The following is a 19,309-nucleotide window of genomic DNA, read 5'->3' on the forward strand; positions in this document are numbered from 1 at the left end:
TTGTAATGAGAATGGTAGATATTATCGCGAAAAAACGTGACGGCAAAGAATTAACGACTGAAGAAATCAAATTCTTTATTAATGGATATACAGACGGAAGTATTCCTGATTATCAAGTGAGTGCACTTGCAATGGCAATCTTCTTTAAAGATATGACAGATCGCGAACGTGCAGATTTAACGATGGCGATGGTTGAGTCTGGAGAAACGATCGACTTATCAGCAATTGAAGGAATTAAAGTAGACAAACATTCAACTGGCGGTGTTGGTGATACAACAACTTTAGTATTAGGACCATTAGTTGCTGCTTTAGACGTACCAGTAGCAAAAATGTCTGGTCGTGGTTTAGGGCATACAGGCGGAACAATTGATAAATTAGAAGCGGTAGAAGGATTCCACGTTGAAATTACGAAAGAACAATTCATTGATATTGTAAACCGTGACAAAGTAGCTGTTATTGGACAAACAGGAAACTTAACACCTGCAGATAAAAAGATTTATGCATTACGCGACGTAACAGGAACTGTTAACTCAATTCCTTTAATCGCAAGTTCAATTATGAGTAAAAAAATTGCAGCTGGTGCTGACGCAATCGTACTTGATGTAAAAACAGGTGCTGGTGCATTTATGAAAACAGAAGAAGATGCAAAAGAATTAGCACATGCAATGGTACGTATCGGAAATAATGTAGGACGTCAAACAATGGCAGTTATTTCAGATATGTCACAACCTCTTGGATTTGCGATTGGTAATGCTCTAGAAGTGAAAGAAGCAATTGATACGTTAAAAGGTGAAGGTCCAGAAGATTTAACAGAATTAGTACTTGTATTAGGAAGTCAAATGGTCGTACTTGCGAAAAAAGCAAATACGTTAGAAGAAGCTCGTGAAATGCTAATTGAAGTGATGAAAAACGGAAAAGCAACTGAGAAATTTAAAGAGTTCTTAAGCAATCAAGGCGGAGATAGCTCAATTGTAGACAATCCAGAAAAAATGCCACAAGCGAAGTATGTAATTGATGTACCTGCAAAAACTTCAGGTGTTATTTCTAACATTGTTGCAGATGAAATCGGTATCGCAGCTATGTTACTTGGTGCTGGCCGCGCAACAAAAGAAGATGAAATTGATTTAGCAGTAGGTTTAATGTTACGCAAAAAAGTTGGCGATGCAGTAAAAGAAGGCGAGCCGTTCGTAACAATCTACGCAAATCGTGAAAATGTAGAAGATGTAAAAGCAAAAATTTATGAGAACATCTCTATCGCTGAAACAGCAGTGGCTCCTAAATTAGTTCATACAGTTATTACTGACTAATCATTATTTCATTTACTTTGAGGGGGAAATAATATGGATAAGAAAAAATATATTGAAGAAGCAAACAAGATGTTATCGAAAGCGTATATTCCGTATTCTAAATTTCCTGTTGGCGCAGCGTTAGTTACGAAAGAAGGGAAAATCTATACTGGTTGTAATATAGAAAATGCTTCTTACGGTTTATGTAACTGTGCAGAAAGAACAGCAATATTTAAAGCAGTATCAGAAGGTGAGCGCGATTTTAGTTACTTAGTTATTACAGGAGAAACTGATGGACCGATTTCACCATGTGGTGCGTGTAGACAAGTAATTGTTGAATTCTGTGATCCGAAAATGCCTGTATTACTAACGAATGTAAAAGGTGATGAAAAAGAAGTGACTGTTGAGCAATTACTTCCAGGTGCTTTCACAATAGAAAATCTAAAATAAGTTGAAAAGTGAACTGCCCCTCCAGTTGTTAGAAACGCATAACAATTGGAGGGGCAGTTTTTTTACTTTATATTGCGGTGAATTATTTACTGATATTTCGTCCCCTTTTTCATCAATTTATTATTTTACCACATGTGAAATTTTAAAAATTAAATATTAATGTAGTGTAAGTACAATATAAATTCCCAATTAATATTAAAAGATGATAGGCTATTTTTATAATTGAATTACCTTTCGTACTCTAAAAAACACCCTACCAACAAATGCTTCTAAGAATGCAAAAGATTGGAGTACATGGCCGGGGCACCCTAAATACGGTAAGGTTCCGGAAATTATAAGACTAGAAATGTTAGAACGTGAAGCAGTGGCTAGAGAAGCTTTGAAAAAATCAATAAAAGAGAGGTTACAACCCATTGAAAACAATAGTTAAAAATATAGGTGGTAAAAAGATAATAGCTACAGCAGAAGAACATTTAGGCCCCCAGATAGAAAAGTTATTGTATTTGCTAACTAAAGTAGAAGATAATAAATTAGTTGATAGATTTTCTATGCAAGTTGGTTGGTCTATTTTTGTTCTATCCAAACGTGAAGATGGGTATCACATTATTGCCCCAGATTATACAAAAAATCCATTTAAGGATACTACAGATGATCTAACAATTGCTTTATGGGTGCAATTAGAACAAGTACATTGTTTACGTCAGTTAAATATTGACGGTGAAACAATAAAGTTTAGCGATAAAATAGTGACTTCAAAAAATGTGTTACAACTAGATGAGGTTTATTTACAAAGAGCTAGGGATTGTGATAAAGGTGATTCTGGTTGGTATATCGGTCCTGTCGATGAAACAGAAGAAACTGACGGTGAATTAGAAGCATATTACGCATATCAGCTACTAAAAATTAGACCTTCAATTATTCAAGTTTTAGCCTTACCTTATGAATATCTGGTAGTTTTTGAGAAAGATAAAATCAAAGCCATTTTAGATGATAATGATGTCGATGTTTGGAATGGAGTTGCAAACTGAGATTAGTTAAGTTCTAAAATAATTGAGAGGGCTTAACCGCATGAACTCAAAAATCCCGGAAATTCTAGGAATATTAGACGGTTATGAGAAAAGGGTAATTTTAGTAATTATAGAAACTGAAGCAATGGTTTAAATTAAACTAGAAACTTACAGGATGGAAAATAATCAATAATGAATAAATTATAAAAGAGCATCCCACCATTAAAAATTGCACCTCCAATTGTTAGACACAGTCTAACAATTGGAGGTGCAGTTTTTCTATGGTTAAATTCACAACTGATGAAAAAATATACATCGTTCAACGTTATTTGAACGGAAATGAAAGTTACCGAGAAATTAGTAAAGCTATTGATATAAGAGACACCGTAATTTTGAAATGGGTAAACCAATATAAACAAAATGGTTTTTTATTTGAAAATAGGATGTAATATTTTATTCATATTCCGTTCATAAACTTTCCGTAAAATGATTGTAGCGAATATGGAAAGTTTACAATAGGAGGAATAAAATGAAGAATTTATATAATGCATCATTCATTTACTTAATTATCGGTTTATTATCAGGAGTATTTGCAAGAGAGTATTCGAAAGCACAAGGAATTAAAGGATCCACAATGTTGCAATTAGTACATACACATGTACTAGTGCTTGGTTTCTTATTTTTTTTAATTGCTTTCGCTTTATGTAAAGTGTTTCATGTACAAGAAACAAAGAGCTTTCGTGCATGGTTTATTGTTTATAATGTAGGATTAATTTTTAATATTGCAACAATGCTATTTAGAGGTCTATTACAAGTAAACGGAACTGACTTTAACGGTTTAAGCCATATGGCTGGGGTAGGTCACGTTATTATAAGTGTAGGGCTCATTTGGTTTATGGTTTTGTTAAAAAAGTCATTTAAATAGATAGGAGTGGAAAGTATGATAGCACTTTTATCAAGTGTCGTAGCAGTTTGTATGGCTGTTGGGGTAATGTTTCTACGTTTTAAAGCAGCGAAAAAGCCGGTAACGAAAAAGAAAATTATATTGCCGCCAATTTTTATGAGTACAGGCGCGATGATGTACTTTTTACCAGAGTTTCGATTAACATCGTTAGAAATAGTCGAGGCAATTAGTATAGGGCTTATTTTCTCTATTTTTCTTATTAAAACAACTAAGTTCGAAATAAAAGGCGAACATATATTTATGAAACCGTCAAAAGCATTCATATTCATTTTAGTAGGCTTATTAGCTGTACGCGTGGCATTAAAGTCATATTTAAGCCAATCAATTGATTTGGCAGAGTTAAGCGGAATGTTTTTCTTACTTGCATTTGCGATGATTGTGTCGTGGAGAATTGCGATGTATCGCTCGTTTACTAAATTAGAAAAGACAATAAACAGAGCTGGAATTTCTATATAGGAAATCCAGCTCTGTTTATGTTTTATTAAAATTCTTTAGCGCGGAACTCATTTGCTTAATTTTAAACGTATTTGAGCATCTTGTAATGCGGCTGGTGTAACGTTAAGACCATTCGAATCAACAATTTTTGTGTTTAATAAAATGGAATCTAAGCTTCCACGAAATGTTTGTGTATAGTTTTGACGCAACATTTGTTGTTCTTGTTTTTCATCAACTGTTAATCCAGTTGCTTTTTCTTTTTTTGACAATTCGTTAATACGGAATAAAATGTTTTGCATTTTGTTCACCTCTTATTTAAATTTAAATTAGTAACTTACTAATTTATAGTTATTGTAACTTGTTTAGTTGTCTGTGTCAATACTATCTAAAATTTAGTTAAAAATTGACGAAAAATTATAACAATAATAAAATGAAGTGTATTGAATAATTAGTTTCACAATTATACATAAAACGCTAGGGGGATTATTATGAAATCAACATTTTTTGCTCAAAATAGAGAACGATTAGCAAACACATTACCAGAGGAATCCATTACGATTTTATTTGCTGGACAAGCACCTCATATGTCAGCCGATGCACATTATAAATTTGTACCGAATCGTAATTTTTACTACTTAACGGGAATCGGTGAACCAAATGTTATTTTTATGCTGAAAAAGTTTGGGAATAGTGTAGAAGAGACACTTTTCATTGAAAAATCAGATCCAGTAATGGAAAAATGGGTTGGGAAAACAGTTTCTAGCGAAGAAGCAGAGGGAATTTCAGGTATAAAGAAAGTTGTATATTTAGATAGCTTTGAAAAGACAATGTCAAATATACTTTTTACAGAAAATGCGAAGCATCTATATTTAGATATAGAAAGTCGTGAGTGGAATGGTATGGAGACAAAAACATTAGCATTTGCTAAACATGTAAGAGAAAAATTCCCACACGTAACAATTGGTAATGTATATCCGAACATTTGTGAATTACGAGTATTTAAAACAGAAGAAGAAATTGAAATTATTAAAGAAGCGATTGCTATAACGAAAGACGGTATTTACAACGTACTTAAGCATGCAAAAGCAGGCATGATGGAGTATGAATTAGAAGCACAATTTGATTTTACACTGAAATCATCTGGCATTAAGCACCATGCATTCAATACAATTTTGGCGAGTGGGAAAAATGCTACAGTTCTTCATTATGAAGATAATGATGCACAAATTCAAAATGGTGATTTAGTATTGCTAGATTTAGGCGCTCAAAAAGACTACTATAACGCTGATATTAGTTATACATTCCCGGCAAATGGAACATTCTCTAGTCGCCAAAAACAAATTTATAATATTGTATTAAAAGCATTAAAAGAAACAACAGAGATTATTAAGCCAGGATTAAAGTTCGCTGCATTAAATGAGCATACAAAAAAGGTACTGGCAGAAGAGTGTAAAGCAATTGGTTTAATTCAAGAAGATGAAGAGTTATCAAAATACTATTATCATGGTGTCAGCCATTTCCTTGGTTTAGATACACATGATGTAGGAACATATAAAGATAGAGTGTTAGAAGAAGGTATGGTTATAACAATTGAACCTGGTCTTTATATTGAGGAAGAGTCGATTGGTATTCGAATAGAAGATGATATTCTTGTAACGAAAGACGGGTATGAAAACTTATCAAAAGATATCATTAGAGAAGTTGAAGAAATTGAAGAATTTATGAGTGTAAATAATGAACATGTAAAAGGAAACCAAGCTGTAGTTAAATAATAAAAAAGTCATCACTAATTTATTTGAACTTTATCTCGAATCGTGGACAATTAAAAAATCCAGGATTCGGGATAGGGTTCTTTTTATCTTCGAAATACTAATCTTTAATTATTAATCCTAATAAAGTTGCAAACTGAACAGCTTGATATGTTGATACTTTACATCCTCTTAAATCGTTCACTGAAACTGTAAGTGTATCAAAGGTAGAAGAACTAATATCTATCCCCTTCAGTGATGTCTGATCAAAATTAGCTTCATCAAGACTACATAATTGGAATTCAACTTTTTTAAGTTTACAGTCAAAAAAATCTGCATTATTTAATGAAGTTTCATTAAATATAATTTTTTCTAGTTTAGAATTCCCAAATGCTGCTAAATTCAAAATTGAATTCTCAAATTTAACATTTCCTAAGCTAGATTCTGCAAAATTAACCCCGATTAATTTACTGTTTTTAAATTCGACTCTATGAACAGAAGAATTGCTTAAATTAACATTTGATAAATCGCAGTTTTCAAAACAAACATCTGTAATATCGATATTGCTAAAGTCTGTATTAGTGAATTTACAATTCTTTATCACTGCATCATACAATCGCACTCTATCTACAGATTCATTTTCGAAAGTGGAGTCTATAATTTCACACACTTCTAATGTTGGATCTTCTTCATAAAAAATATCTTGAAAATTCTTTGAAGATAACTCTGGTGAAATTTTTGGTCTATCAATTTTCATCGTATATCAATCCTCTTCTATTTGATATATTTGTGTAATTTGAGTCTATTGTCTTCTTGTAAGGAACATTAGTTCTTATTATACAAAAATGTAAGTTCTTTTGTGAAGAGCATTTTAGCTACATTTTTCTTATTTAATAATAGCAGTGTTATTGTTTCTTAAGAAATAACGTCAAAACAAATACGAGAACGGCTAATATAGTCGCTACAAGGAAAGCATTTTGTATTTCTAAAATATTCGCCTCTTGTAATGTCTCCGCTTTTAGTAATCTTCCAATTAGCTTACGTAAGATCTAATTACATCTCCTTATTTTCTTGAAAATCAACTTCTATAATGATTTTGAAAAAGAAAAAGGGGGGATTTTCCATGAAGCGATTTGTATTAGCAGCCGTTACAGTCTATGTAATATTTTTAATTGCTGCCTGTTCTGTGACGACAAATACAACAAATGATCATAAAAATATGAATGATAAAAAAACAATACAGACTGAAACAGCTACAACACCATTGAAGGTTGAAAAAGGACCAGAAGTTACTTTAATAGCGAAAGAAGAAAAGCAAAAATTAAGTAACGGTGTTATTGTTCCAGTCTGGACATTTAATGGCTCATCTCCTGGTCCAGAAATTCGGGTGAAAAAAGGTGAAAAGGTGAAAGTGACATTAAAAAATGAATTATCTGTACCAGTATCTATTCATTGGCATGGATATCCTGTCCCAAATAACATGGATGGAATTCCAGGCGTGACACAAGATGCAGTTGAACCAGGAAAAAGTTTCACTTACGAATTTGAAGCGAACGTACCAGGAACGTACTGGTATCACTCGCATCAAGATTCTGTAAATCAATTAGATAGAGGTTTGTATGGAGCGCTCATTGTAGAAGATGCAAAGGAAAAATATGATAAAGATTACACATTAATGTTGGATGAATGGGTTACAGATAAAGAAGAAATTAAAAAGCAGTTAAAAGAAATGACAAAAGGGCAAATAGGTAATAAATCTAAAGGTGATGAAAATACGAAAAAGAATGACGATAAGAACGGCATGGATCATTCCGGTATGGACATGGACAGTGATCAAAAAGACTCTAGTAATATGACAGGAATGGACCATGGAAATATGAAGATGGAAGGTCATGATATGAGTATGTATGATTTATTCACAATTAATGGAAAAAGCGGTGATTTAGTAGTGCCATTGAAAGTGAATAAGGGAGATAAAGTTCGTTTTCGACTCGTTAATGCTGGTTATCTATCACATGATATACATGTTCACGGTCATGATATAAAAGTAATTGCGACAGATGGTCAACCAATAAACGATCCAAAAGTTATAAAGGATAAAGTAATTTCAATCGCACCGGGCGAACGTTATGATATTGAATTTACTGCTAATAAAACTGGGAAATGGTATGTTGAAGACCATTCGAAAAATAAAGGTGCAAAAGGAATGAAAGCTGTTATTGAATATGATGGCAGCAAAGAGATGAAAGATAAAGCAGACGAAAAAGAAAAATTACCGAAAGTAGATATAATGAAATATGGTACTAAAAAATTAGGTGGTTTCACGTTAAATCAAGAGTATACTGCCACATATAATATGGACTTAAATACGCAAATGAATGGAAATGAAATGGTATATACAATTAACGGAAAGGTATTTCCGGATATTGACCCAATTCAAGTAAAAAAGGGTGATTTAGTAAAAGTGAAGTTGGTAAATCGTTCTAAAATGGATGATCACCCAATGCATTTACACGGGCACTTCTTTCAGGTGTTGAGTAAAGATGGAAAACCGATAAAAGGTTCTCCAATTGTAAAAGATACATTGAACTTAAAACCAGGAGAAGAATATGAAGTAGCCTTTGTAGCAGACAATCCCGGTGAGTGGATGTTCCACTGTCACGACCTACATCATGCTTCAGCAGGGATGGTAACGGAAGTGAACTATACAGATTATAAATCTGACTATGTTCCAAACCAAAATATTCCTAATAAGCCAGAATAATAGGAAGCAGTTATCCTATGGATAGCTGCTTATTCATTTTTGTTGCAAGTACTAATGTATATGTTGATTATGCCCAGGTGCAGGAGTATGATCTGGGAATGTCGCGAATACGGCAACGATAATTACTACACTAATTGAAAGTAATAACAAAAAACGCTGTTGGATAAAAGTAGAAAAGTTCTCCGATAACAATTGAATCGCACAGGACATAGTAATCGTTATAGTAAGTAAAAGGCTAATGAACAATATACTATGAGCTTGTTGAGCGTTTAACATTTCTGTAATCATTGCTCCCATCATACTTGCCATTAATCCAGAGAACATTCCTTCTAAAGCAGTATATAGGTGAAAACGTAGACCCACTAAAAAACCGATAAAACCACTAATTAAAATAGCAAGTAAAGTAGAATATAGTAATTCCCCCTTAAAGAGAATGCCTAAATAAGAACCAATACTTAAACCGATACTCATACTAAAAGACATAATAAATACCATATACTCCATTAGGGTACCCTTACGTTTAGAAATATTGGATGCAATAAGAATTGAGGTACAGCAAAGTGTTAAGGTAGTTAACGTATAAGCAAACATTATGATACCTCCTTGTCCTATCGTTCATTTCATCATATGTGTACTTATGATAATTTATATCTGCATATTATCTGCACAATTTCATAGATGTAAGCAAAGAGAAGTTTGATTTTGTTGGGGGGTTCTTTTTAAAAAGAATTATATAAAAAATGAAATTTATGCTTTTGTAATTATTAAATTGATCTAAAGTTATTTTACATTTTTATCTTGTTTTTGGAAAAAAATGTGCTAAAATGAAAGTAAGTAAACACTAACTAACATAATTGTTTTATAATACTAATAAGGAGGGATAAAAAACTAAAATGACAAAAATATCAGCAAAAGAAAGAATATTAGAAGCAGCAATTTCCTTGTTTGGTGAGAAAGGGTATAGTTCGACGACAACCCGTGAAATTGCAGAAAAAGCAAAAGTAAGTGAAGTAACTATTTTTAGACATTTTGGTAACAAGGAGAAGTTATTTAAAGAGGGTATTATTTTGAAAACTACACCTGTTGCAATACTAGCTGATTTAACAACCAAACTAACTGGAGATGTAGAACATGACCTAAATTTATTAGGGAATATTTATATGGAAATTAATATACCAAAGGTTAGTCAAATTTGGGCTGTTCTTATTGAAGCTAGACAAAATGAAGAAATGAAAGGGTTATTTAATGAAATTAATATGCGCTTGATAGATCACTTAGTTACCTATTTAAATAAATTACATGGTAAAGGTGAAATCCCATTGAAGGATTTTAAATTGATTTCTGCTATGTTTTATGGTCAATTATTTACCTACTTAATCAATATGGTGGCAATTGGAAATGATGAGATGAACAATGTTACAAGTGAGCATTTTGTTGCTACCTGCGCATCAATGTACAATAACTATCTTAAAGAGTCAAAGTAAAGTGTAAAGGAGGGTTGAGATGGGAGGAATAAATTTATTTTGTTTCCCATTTGCGGGAGGATCATCAACTTATTATATGCGATGGCAGAAGTATTTGCATCCTGGGATTGATTTGAAAATAATAGAGTTATCTGGTAGAGGAAATAGAATCACTGAACCGTTATATGAAGAATTTGAAGAGTTAATTGATGATGTATATATGAAAATTAGAAATCAGCTACTAGAAAAACCATATGCCTTATTTGGGCATAGTATGGGAAGTTTAATTACATATGAGTTAACAAGAGTTATACAGCAGAAAGATAATAATCTTCCTGTACATCTCTTTTGTTCAGGAAGAAATTCACCTAATAAAAAATCTATAACTTCTATGCACAAATTACCCGATGAGGAATTTAAAAATGAGGTTCTTCTTTTGGGAGGAACACCTAAAGAAGTGTTGGCTTGTGAAGAATTAATGGAGATTTTTATGCCGATTTTGAAATCAGATTTCAAAATTGTTGAAAATTATGAACATAGATTTATATATGGAAATGAAAAAGTCAGAGTTCCTATGACTATTCTTAATGGTATTCAAGACCAGTTAATTGATATTAAAGAATTAGAGGAATGGAGAGAATTTTCTACTGAACAATGTTCTTTTCATTTGTTTAATGATGACCACTTTTTTATAAATAAGCATGTTGGGGACATTACCAAAATTATAAATAACACATTAATTGATGAAAAAAATTATCATCAATTAAAAATAATCTAGGGGTAATCGAATGAAAACATTAATAGAGATGCTAGAATCTAAGAGAGAGATTAAGAATAAAGGTATTACCATAATAATGAATAGTAATACAGAAAAATTTATATCGTTTGAAAATTTATACAAAAAGTCAAAAGGCGTTTTATATAATTTACAAAAAAAAGGTTTAAAGCCCCAGGATGAAGTGATTTTTCAAATAGATGATAATGAACAATTTATGTACTTGTTTTGGGCATGTATTTTAGGAGGGATGATTCCTGTACCTATTACCGTAGGGAACAATGATTTGCATAAAATGAAGGTAGTAAATGTATGGGGGAACCTTTCGAATCCTTATATTGTAACCGATAAAAAAACACACCAAAAGTTAAGTTTATTTTTACGAAATTCCGATATAAAAAATGAAGAAAAGATGATTGGTGAAAAGGTTATCTTTATAGAAGAATTAATAAATGTAGTAAAGGAGGGGGTAATTTATTCTTCTAAGCAACAAGATATTGCTTTTATACAGTTTTCTTCGGGTTCTACAGGGGCACCTAAAGGAGTTATTCTTACTCACCATAACTTACTTACAAACATTAGAGATATTGTTAAAAGAATAGAAGTTGGTGAATTGGATTCAATGTTAAGTTGGATGCCTTTGACCCATGATATGGGATTAATTTGTTGCCATCTTATGCCTATATTTAAGGGGATTAACCAAGTGAATATGAATCCATGGCTGTTTATTCGCAACCCGATTTTATGGTTAAAGAAGGCAAATGAATATAGAACTACAATATTAAGCTCACCAAACTTTGGGTATCATTATTTCTTAAAATATTTTAAAGAAAAATATGCAGAGAATTGGAATCTTTCATGTATACGATTAATTTTAAATGGCGCTGAGCCTATCGCTATTAATACAGTTAATGAATTTTTGAAACGTATGATACCATATGATTTAAAAACTACATCTATGTATCCAGTATATGGAATGGCGGAAGCTACTGTCGGTATTTCTGGCCCAAAAATAGATAAAGAAATCAATCCAATCTATTTACAACGTCAAAATTTGAATTTTGGTAAAAAAGTAAAAGAAGTGGGTAGTGAAAGTGAAGATGCGGCTCCATTTGTTGCAGTAGGATTTCCTGTAGATTCTTGTCAGGTTAGAATTTGTGATAATAAAAATAATGTTATGGAAGATATGTATATTGGTAATATTCAAATTAGAGGGGATAATGTAACGCAGGGATATTATAACAATATAGAAGCAACAAATGAAACAATAACTAGTGATGGTTGGTTAAAAACAGGGGATTTGGGTTTTATGATGAATGGTGAAATCGTCATTACTGGTAGAGCTAAGGAAATAATAATTATAAATGGACAGAACATATATCCACATGATATTGAAAGAATGATTGAATCACTACCTTCTATGGAATTGGGAAAAGTTGTAGCTTGTGGAGTGTTTAATGAACAAAAACATACAGATGAATTAATTCTATTTATTTTGTATAAAGGAAAGATAAGAAGTTTTATTCCATTACTTCACCAAGTAAAACAAATTATACAAGAAACGTTTGCGATACCTGTAAAAAATATTATTCCCATAAAAAAAATACCTAAGACGACTAGTGGGAAAGTAAGAAGACTCTTTTTGGCACAATGTTATCGTGAAGGTATGTACACTTTATTATTGGAAGAAATTAAAAAAGAGCAAAATGGGTTAGAATTGATAGATAATATACAAGTTGATTCTATTGATTATGTTGAAAGAAAAATGCAATCATTGTGGGAAAAGGTTTTCGATAAAACTATTTTAAGACCTACAGATAATTTTTTTGAAATAGGTGGAGATTCTTTAAAGGCAAATTTATTAAATAGTATGATAGAGGAATCGTTTAATCTCTATATCCCTATAAATAAACTATTTGAGGCTCCTACAATTATTGGGATGTCGAAGGTAATAAAGTTAAGTATGGGCGATGTGATTTCTCCAAAGGGAATAACAGTTAACAAGGGAGCAAAAAAATATGAAGCTTCATTTGCTCAAAAGCAGATTTACATGCATAGTCAGTTGTATGACAACAAACTTTTATATAATTTACCGCATGGAATCTTTATAGAAGGAAAGATAAATTATGATAAGTTTCAACAAGTGTGCGAAAAATTAATAGCAAGACATGTTTCATTAAGAACATCATTTTTATGGGAAAATCAAAATCTGTTTCAAATAATTAATGACAAGTTAGATTTATATGTGGAATATTGTGAAATCAAAGAGGCTGAAGTAGATAATTTAATTGCAGACTTTGTTCAAGAGTTCGATTTAAAATGCGCGCCATTAATGCGTATAAAATTGATTAAAATTAATACGAATAAGTATTTAATACTTTTTGATATTCATCATATGATTGCTGACGGAACAGCAATAAAAAATCTAATTACAGAAGGAATACAGCTATATAAAGGAAATAAATTAAAGCAAGATATGCTGCAATACTATGATTATTTAGAATGGAGAAACTCACCTGATCAGAAAAAGAAAACGTCTTCACAATTAAACTTTTGGAAAGAAGAGTTTTTAAATTCAGTTCCCGTATTGAATTTACCTACTGATTTTAATCGGAGTCCTGTAAAAAAAATAACAGGTGAAAAAGTTGACTTATTTCTCACTGAGGAGATGACACAGCAGATAAGAATGTTTTCAAGAGCACAACAAGTAACACCATTTATGTTTTTTCTTGCAGCGTATAATGTATTACTGTCGAAATACTCACATCAAGAAGATATTGTTATTGGCGTGCCCGTAGATGGTAGGAAACAACCAGATTTATTTTCAGTAGTAGGGATGTTTGTAAATAGTCTTCCATTAAGGAATTATCCTAAAGGAAATAAGCAATTTGATGAGTTTTTAAATGAAGTTAAAGAAAAAAATATAAAAATGTATGGGAATTCAGATTATCCATTTGAGAAGTTAGTGGAACAGCTCGATATAAATAGAGATCCATCAAGAATGCCTCTGTTTGATGTGATGATAAATTATTTAACTCTAGAAAATGAATTGATGGATAACCTAGATGTTAGTTGTAATTTATATGATATAAACAATAATATTTCTATGTTTGATTTAAATCTAATAATTAATGAAAAAAGAAAAGAATACAGGCTTACTATGGAATATAGTACGGATTTGTATAAAAAAGAAACAGTAAAACTTATGCTAGAAAGATTAGTTAATATTATAGAACAAATTATAGGAAATCCGAAGTTAAAGCTTGAAGAAATTGAACTTTTAACTAAATTAGAGAGAATGAGAATAGTAGAAAACTTTAATAAATCAAAAAGACATATCGTGGCAGAGTTTAATTTTTAATAAAAGGAGAATTAATATGCAAGAAAACAATATTTATTTTTGGTCTCCTATAATGCATTGGGAAAAGAGTGAAGGTCGTATTATCATAAATGAATATAATGCACCTACAGTTGCAGTTGAGGTTTTTCCTGAATTTTATTTTTGTACTCAGAATGGAATTGAAATCGACGAACTAATTGATAGATTTTCTAATATAGATGAAAAAGAAATACAAGAATTGATTATGTTTTTAATTGAAAAAAAAGTTTTAATTAAATCTATTTTAAATCCAAAAGATTTGTTTGAATCTCAGACTAAATTATTTCAAAAATACGATGAGAATCTTATGTTTGATAAAGAAAAACTGGATGTTTATACAAACGTACAGTTAAATCGTATGTTTAAAGGTTGTAAAAAAACGAAAATAGAACTAATTAAGCCAGATGACACAGTTCTATCCATGTTTGAAAGGAGATCACAGCGCGTTTTTGATGAGACTACCAAGATATCTCAAGATGTTTTTTCAAACTTATTCGGAGTTCTTCAGCAAATTAAAAACAAAAAGGAAGTTAAGTATGCATATGGTAGTGCGGGAGGATTATACCCAATTGATATATTTATCTATATTAAGAAAAATAGAGTTGACGGGGTTAGAAGAGGATTGTATTATTACCATCCTGTCAGTCATAGTATATATCTTGTTGATGATATGGCTTTAATTACTAAAGATGTACATTTCTATAATAATAAAAATATATTTGAGTCTTCAGCATTTTCTATTTTTATGATATATAATTCTGAATCTTCTATGGCTAAGTACGGTGGGAACGCTTATTCATATGCTTTAATTGAAGCAGGAATTATTACGGCAACACTAACATCTGTGGCTGAGCATCAAGGTATAGGTTTATGTTCAATAGGAGATTTACACTTTGATAAGGTTAAAAAATATTTTAAGTTACAAAGGAATCAAGTGTTACTACATGTTATTGAAGGTGGATTAAAATTAGAGCAATAGAATTTAGGGAATAGGAGAATGTAAACATGAGCCTTGAAACCGCAAACAAGAATATAGATATAGACGAATTAAAAGAAGTTGAAGAGTATTGGATTACTACGTTAAATGAAATACAACAATGTAAAATTCCAGCTGAGAATCATTCGGAAAAATTAGATTTAGGCATTGAAAAAATTCATATTAAAAGCAATGTAGCTAACCTGCTTTTTGAGATGTGCCAAAGCCAAAACTTATCAATATATGTATTTATGCAAACTGTATTAAAAGTTTTAATGTATAAAATAAGTGGGCAAAGTAAAATTACAATAGGAACACCTATGTATCAAAGTGTTGATGAAAGTTCACAAAAAGTAAATAAACTATTGCCGCTTTACAATATTGTAGACAAAAATCTTAAGTTTAAAGATTTACTTTTAAATGTGAAGAATACTACATTGGATGTATATAATAAGCAATACTATCCTTTAGGAGATATTAGCAAGTCATTAGATTCTAATGAAAAGTTTAATGTTAATTTACTTTTTGAAACAATACATTCTATATCTTATGTGGGTGAGTATCTTTCTAATCAGCCGAGTACATTAAACTTTATTTGTATAAAAGACAAGGATAGTTTTTGGGTTGAATTATTTTATAATAAAATGTCATATAATAAAAGAACAATTTGCAGAATGTTGGAATTTTATCAAAATATATTAGAACAAGTTTTAAATAATATGAATTGTACGTGTTCTAATATTGAATTAGTGTCTACTGAAGAGAAGCAAGAAATTGTTGAAGGTTTTAATAGTAAAAACATACAGTATCAGGTATTAGAAAATAATATATCTGAACTTTTTGAAAATAATGCTAGGGTTTATCGTGATATGGTTGCTATTCAGTTTAATGGTGAAAAGCTCACATATCAAGAATTGAATGATAAAGTAAATCAGTTAGCAAATTACTTACATAAGCAAGGCTTGAAAAAGGATATGGTTGTAGGAATCATGTTAGAGCGATCGTTAGATCTAGTAGCCACAATTTTAGCAGTTTTAAAATTGGGGTCTACGTATTTGCCAATTGATTTAATAAATCCGGTTAACAGAATAAACTATATGTTAGAAGATAGTGATGCGTCTTTTGTAATTACTAGCAAATTTGCACTAAAAGGTATAAAGCTTAGTACAAATACCATTGTTTTAGATCGAGAAAAATGGGGTTCTGAATCTACAAATTTTACAAATAAACATGCAGAGGATCTAGGACAAGGGCCAGCTTACATTATTTACACATCAGGTTCAACTGGAAAACCTAAAGGAGTAAGCGTCGAACATAAAGCAGTATGTAACTTCATTGATGGGATGGCAAGGAATATACCCTTGAGAGAGAATATGTCAATTTTAGCGTTAACAAGTATTTCTTTTGATATATTCTTTGTCGAAACAATATTTGCTCTAGTAAATGGAATCAGAGTTGTTATAGCAAAGGAAAAACAATGTAGCAATCCATTAGCTATAAAAGAATTAATCTTGAATCACAAGATAGATATCTTACAGATGACACCTTCTAGATTAAGGTTGTTACTTGATAATGAGGAATATTCCAAGTGTCTAAAAAGGGTTTCTATTCTTCTTGTAGGAGGAGAAGTATTTTCTTCAAAATTATTAAATGAGGTTAAAACTATAACAGATTCAAGAATTTTTAATTTATACGGTCCTACTGAAACAACAATCTGGTCCACAATTAAAGAACTTACTAATGAAACAAACGTAACTATAGGAAAGCCGCTTCCACATTATAAATGTTATATATTAAATAAAGAGAAAAATGTACAACCAGTAGGAGAAATTGGAGAATTATATATTTCTGGGGAATGTTTAGCTAAAGAGTATATAAATCTTCCTGAAATGACAAAAGAAAAGTTCATTTCAAATCCTTTTGTTTTAGAAGAACGGATGTACAAAACGGGAGATTTAGCTAGATGGCTTCCAAATGGTGAAATAGAATATATTGGTCGAAATGATTCTCAAGTGAAGATTAATGGGTATCGCTTAGAGCTGGAGGAAATAGAGAAAGAATATTTAAAATTTGAAGATGTAACAGATGTAGTTGTACTGAAATGGGGAAATAAAGATGGTTCAAGTTATCTTTGTGCATATATTCAAGGAAAAGAAAAAATTCTAATTGAACAGTTGCAAGGTTATATATCAAGAAATTTACCAAGTTATATGGTACCTAAGGCGGTAATACAATTAGATCAAATGCCACTTACTATTAATGGAAAATTGGATAAGAAGGCACTACCTAATCCTGCCTTAGTTGTACAAAAACAAAAAGAGTATATAGAACCAAGAGATGCTAAAGAAAGAATAATAGCAAAAATATGGGAAAAAGTTTTGGGTTTTGAAAAAATAGGTATTGAAGAAGATTTCTTTATGCTCGGTGGAAACTCTTTAAAAGCTATTCAAATTGTAAACTGTTTAGAGAATGAGTACTCCTTAGGTACTACAGTAAGTACTTTGTTTGAAAATAGAACAATTTCTCGATTAGCTGAATCAATTCAAGAGAAAAAGAATAATAATGAATTAATATCTGCCTATCCAGACCCTTTAAATTTACATAAACCCTTTCCATTAACTGATGTACAATCAGCATACCTTTTAGGAAGAGATGATCAATTTGAGTTAGGCGGCGTTTCTACGCATGGTTACTATGAGATAGAAACAACTTTAGATATAACAAAGTTTAATGATAGTTTGCAAAAAGTAATTGAACGCCATCCGATGTTAAGAGCAATCATTTTGCCTACTGGAGAACAACAAATATTAACGGATGTTCCTAAGTACAAAATAGAAATAGAAAATATCCAACATTTAGATGCAGTAGAACAAGAATTGATAATTAAAGAAGAACGGGAACGAATGTCTCACTTTATTTTTAAATCGGACACATGGCCTCTATTTGAATATAAGGCATTCAAAATATCAGGTAATAGACATATACTTTGTATTAGTTTTGACGCAATAATAGCAGATGGTATCAGTATGCAAATTGTAGGATCTGAAATAATGGAATTTTATAAAAACCCTAATATACGATTGCCACAAGTAGAGATTTCTTTTAGAGATTATATGTTAAGTTATCAAAAACAAAAGAATACAGATGAATATATGAACGATAGGGAATATTGGTTACAAAAATTAAAGGATTTCCCACCAGCTCCATCTTTACCTTTGTTACAAAATCCAAAATTGTTAACAAAGCCACGTTTTAATAGATTACAATTTAATTTGAATAAAAAGGAATGGCACTCCTTAAAGAGTATTGCGAAATCCATGAATATTACTCCGTCAGTATTATTGTGTACAACGTATGCAAAAGTATTGAGTATCTGGAGTAATGTGGAGAGATTTGCATTGAATTTAACAGTATTTAATCGTCTTCCAGTGCATCCAATGATAGAACATGTTGTGGGGGACTTTACTTCGCTATTATTAATGGATATTGAATTGCAAGGGGAGGAAACATTTAGTGAAAGTGCTCAACGCATTCAAAAATCTTTAATTCAAGCGTTAGATCATAAAAACTATGATGGTGTGGAATTTATTAGGGAATATAGCAAATTGCATGAATTAGGTACAGAAGTGGCTATGCCAATTGTATTTACTAGTATGTTAACAGAAAATAATAAATTTAGTTGGGAAAATTTTGGAGAGGTAAAAATAAGTTCTTTTCAAACTTCTCAAGTATATTTGGATTATCAAGTTATGGAGATAAAGGGAGATTTACAGATTACATGGGATTATGTGGAGGACTTATTTGATGAACACGTGATTGGATCGATGTTTTCTCAATACATCGAAATGTTACATCATTTAGTGGAATCGAAAGATTTAGCTCAATTAACTCTTCCTAGGATTGATGAAAATATAGTTAAGCAGTATAACCAAACCGAGAAAGAAACTGAAAAAACAACATTACACAATTTATTTGCTAGACAAGCACAGAAAACACCAGATTATACAGCGGTTATTATGGAAGAAGAGAGCTTGACATACCAAGAATTACATGAAAAATCTA

15 protein-coding genes and 1 pseudogene are annotated in these 19,309 nt (G+C 31.2%); 13 read left to right on the forward strand and 3 right to left on the reverse strand.

Annotated features, from left to right (window positions below):
• Positions 1-5: 5 nt before the first annotated feature.
• From DOS87_RS09320 to DOS87_RS09345, 6 genes and pseudogenes are all read left to right on the forward strand, one after another.
• Positions 6-1,307: a pyrimidine-nucleoside phosphorylase gene (locus DOS87_RS09320; protein ID WP_001983022.1), complete on the forward strand. Its 1,302-nt coding sequence runs from the start codon at positions 6-8 to the stop codon at positions 1,305-1,307.
• Positions 1,308-1,340: 33 nt separating this feature from the next.
• Positions 1,341-1,736, forward strand: a complete 396-nt coding sequence (locus DOS87_RS09325) for a cytidine deaminase (protein ID WP_000358540.1) — start codon at positions 1,341-1,343, stop codon at positions 1,734-1,736.
• A 413-nt stretch (positions 1,737-2,149) separates the two neighbouring features.
• Positions 2,150-2,764, forward strand: coding sequence for an immunity protein Imm33 domain-containing protein (locus tag DOS87_RS09330; RefSeq protein ID WP_000849723.1), 615 nt, complete (start codon positions 2,150-2,152; stop codon positions 2,762-2,764).
• A 260-nt stretch (positions 2,765-3,024) separates the two neighbouring features.
• Positions 3,025-3,168: pseudogene (locus tag DOS87_RS09335) on the forward strand (transposase); the annotation flags it as partial.
• Positions 3,169-3,272: 104 nt separating this feature from the next.
• Positions 3,273-3,668 (forward strand): DUF2871 domain-containing protein, encoded by a 396-nt coding sequence (locus DOS87_RS09340; RefSeq protein WP_000794056.1) that lies wholly within the window; start codon positions 3,273-3,275, stop codon positions 3,666-3,668.
• A 15-nt stretch (positions 3,669-3,683) separates the two neighbouring features.
• Positions 3,684-4,163, forward strand: coding sequence for a CcdC family protein (locus tag DOS87_RS09345; RefSeq protein ID WP_000561074.1), 480 nt, complete (start codon positions 3,684-3,686; stop codon positions 4,161-4,163).
• Between the two features lie 47 nt (positions 4,164-4,210).
• On the opposite strand, the gene DOS87_RS09350 is transcribed toward DOS87_RS09345, so the two are convergent.
• A complete protein-coding gene (locus tag DOS87_RS09350) occupies positions 4,211-4,441 on the reverse strand; it encodes a DUF896 domain-containing protein (RefSeq protein ID WP_001179615.1) in 231 nt (76 codons plus the stop codon).
• A 189-nt stretch (positions 4,442-4,630) separates the two neighbouring features.
• Between DOS87_RS09350 and DOS87_RS09355 the strand changes: the two genes are divergently transcribed.
• Positions 4,631-5,914, forward strand: a complete 1,284-nt coding sequence (locus DOS87_RS09355) for an aminopeptidase P family protein (protein ID WP_000842960.1) — start codon at positions 4,631-4,633, stop codon at positions 5,912-5,914.
• Positions 5,915-6,011: 97 nt separating this feature from the next.
• On the opposite strand, the gene DOS87_RS09360 is transcribed toward DOS87_RS09355, so the two are convergent.
• Positions 6,012-6,647 (reverse strand): pentapeptide repeat-containing protein, encoded by a 636-nt coding sequence (locus DOS87_RS09360; RefSeq protein ID WP_000687268.1) that lies wholly within the window; start codon positions 6,645-6,647, stop codon positions 6,012-6,014.
• Between the two features lie 366 nt (positions 6,648-7,013).
• On the opposite strand from DOS87_RS09360, the gene DOS87_RS09365 reads away from it, so the two are divergent.
• Positions 7,014-8,654, forward strand: coding sequence for a multicopper oxidase family protein (locus DOS87_RS09365; protein ID WP_000819879.1), 1,641 nt, complete (start codon positions 7,014-7,016; stop codon positions 8,652-8,654).
• Positions 8,655-8,705: 51 nt separating this feature from the next.
• Here DOS87_RS09365 and DOS87_RS09370 read toward each other — a convergent pair whose 3' ends face one another.
• Positions 8,706-9,245 (reverse strand): hypothetical protein, encoded by a 540-nt coding sequence (locus DOS87_RS09370; RefSeq protein WP_000458532.1) that lies wholly within the window; start codon positions 9,243-9,245, stop codon positions 8,706-8,708.
• Positions 9,246-9,547: 302 nt separating this feature from the next.
• On the opposite strand from DOS87_RS09370, the gene DOS87_RS09375 reads away from it, so the two are divergent.
• From DOS87_RS09375 to DOS87_RS09395, 5 genes are all read left to right on the forward strand, one after another.
• Entirely contained in the window at positions 9,548-10,138 is a 591-nt protein-coding gene (locus DOS87_RS09375; RefSeq protein ID WP_016122308.1) for a TetR/AcrR family transcriptional regulator, read from the forward strand.
• A gap of 19 nt (positions 10,139-10,157) precedes the next feature.
• Positions 10,158-10,895: a thioesterase II family protein gene (locus tag DOS87_RS09380; RefSeq protein ID WP_016122309.1), complete on the forward strand. Its 738-nt coding sequence runs from the start codon at positions 10,158-10,160 to the stop codon at positions 10,893-10,895.
• 10 nt (positions 10,896-10,905) lie between these two features.
• Positions 10,906-14,253 (forward strand): condensation domain-containing protein, encoded by a 3,348-nt coding sequence (locus DOS87_RS09385; protein WP_098506786.1) that lies wholly within the window; start codon positions 10,906-10,908, stop codon positions 14,251-14,253.
• A 16-nt stretch (positions 14,254-14,269) separates the two neighbouring features.
• On the forward strand, positions 14,270-15,250 hold the full coding sequence (locus DOS87_RS09390) for a SagB/ThcOx family dehydrogenase (RefSeq protein WP_086409913.1): 981 nt from the start codon (positions 14,270-14,272) through the stop codon (positions 15,248-15,250).
• Between the two features lie 26 nt (positions 15,251-15,276).
• The coding region (locus DOS87_RS09395) for a non-ribosomal peptide synthetase (protein WP_208730244.1) at positions 15,277-19,309 on the forward strand (4,033 nt) is incomplete at its 3' end.

The organism is Bacillus sp. CR71, from assembly GCF_003429245.1.
Lineage (GTDB): Bacteria > Bacillota > Bacilli > Bacillales > Bacillaceae_G > Bacillus_A > Bacillus_A thuringiensis_S.

What these genes read in the sequence shown, in the direction of transcription:
- DOS87_RS09320 (WP_001983022.1), top strand. Translation starts at nt 6, where the DNA reads ATGAGAATGGTAGATATTATCGCGAAAAAACGTGACGGCAAAGAATTA.
- DOS87_RS09325 (WP_000358540.1), top strand. Translation starts at nt 1,341, where the DNA reads ATGGATAAGAAAAAATATATTGAAGAAGCAAACAAGATGTTATCGAAA.
- DOS87_RS09340 (WP_000794056.1), top strand. Translation starts at nt 3,273, where the DNA reads ATGAAGAATTTATATAATGCATCATTCATTTACTTAATTATCGGTTTA.
- DOS87_RS09345 (WP_000561074.1), top strand. Translation starts at nt 3,684, where the DNA reads ATGATAGCACTTTTATCAAGTGTCGTAGCAGTTTGTATGGCTGTTGGG.
- DOS87_RS09350 (WP_001179615.1), bottom strand. Translation starts at nt 4,441, where the DNA reads ATGCAAAACATTTTATTCCGTATTAACGAATTGTCAAAAAAAGAAAAA.
- DOS87_RS09355 (WP_000842960.1), top strand. Translation starts at nt 4,631, where the DNA reads ATGAAATCAACATTTTTTGCTCAAAATAGAGAACGATTAGCAAACACA.
- DOS87_RS09360 (WP_000687268.1), bottom strand. Translation starts at nt 6,647, where the DNA reads ATGAAAATTGATAGACCAAAAATTTCACCAGAGTTATCTTCAAAGAAT.
- DOS87_RS09365 (WP_000819879.1), top strand. Translation starts at nt 7,014, where the DNA reads ATGAAGCGATTTGTATTAGCAGCCGTTACAGTCTATGTAATATTTTTA.
- DOS87_RS09370 (WP_000458532.1), bottom strand. Translation starts at nt 9,245, where the DNA reads ATGTTTGCTTATACGTTAACTACCTTAACACTTTGCTGTACCTCAATT.
- DOS87_RS09375 (WP_016122308.1), top strand. Translation starts at nt 9,548, where the DNA reads ATGACAAAAATATCAGCAAAAGAAAGAATATTAGAAGCAGCAATTTCC.
- DOS87_RS09380 (WP_016122309.1), top strand. Translation starts at nt 10,158, where the DNA reads ATGGGAGGAATAAATTTATTTTGTTTCCCATTTGCGGGAGGATCATCA.
- DOS87_RS09385 (WP_098506786.1), top strand. Translation starts at nt 10,906, where the DNA reads ATGAAAACATTAATAGAGATGCTAGAATCTAAGAGAGAGATTAAGAAT.
- DOS87_RS09390 (WP_086409913.1), top strand. Translation starts at nt 14,270, where the DNA reads ATGCAAGAAAACAATATTTATTTTTGGTCTCCTATAATGCATTGGGAA.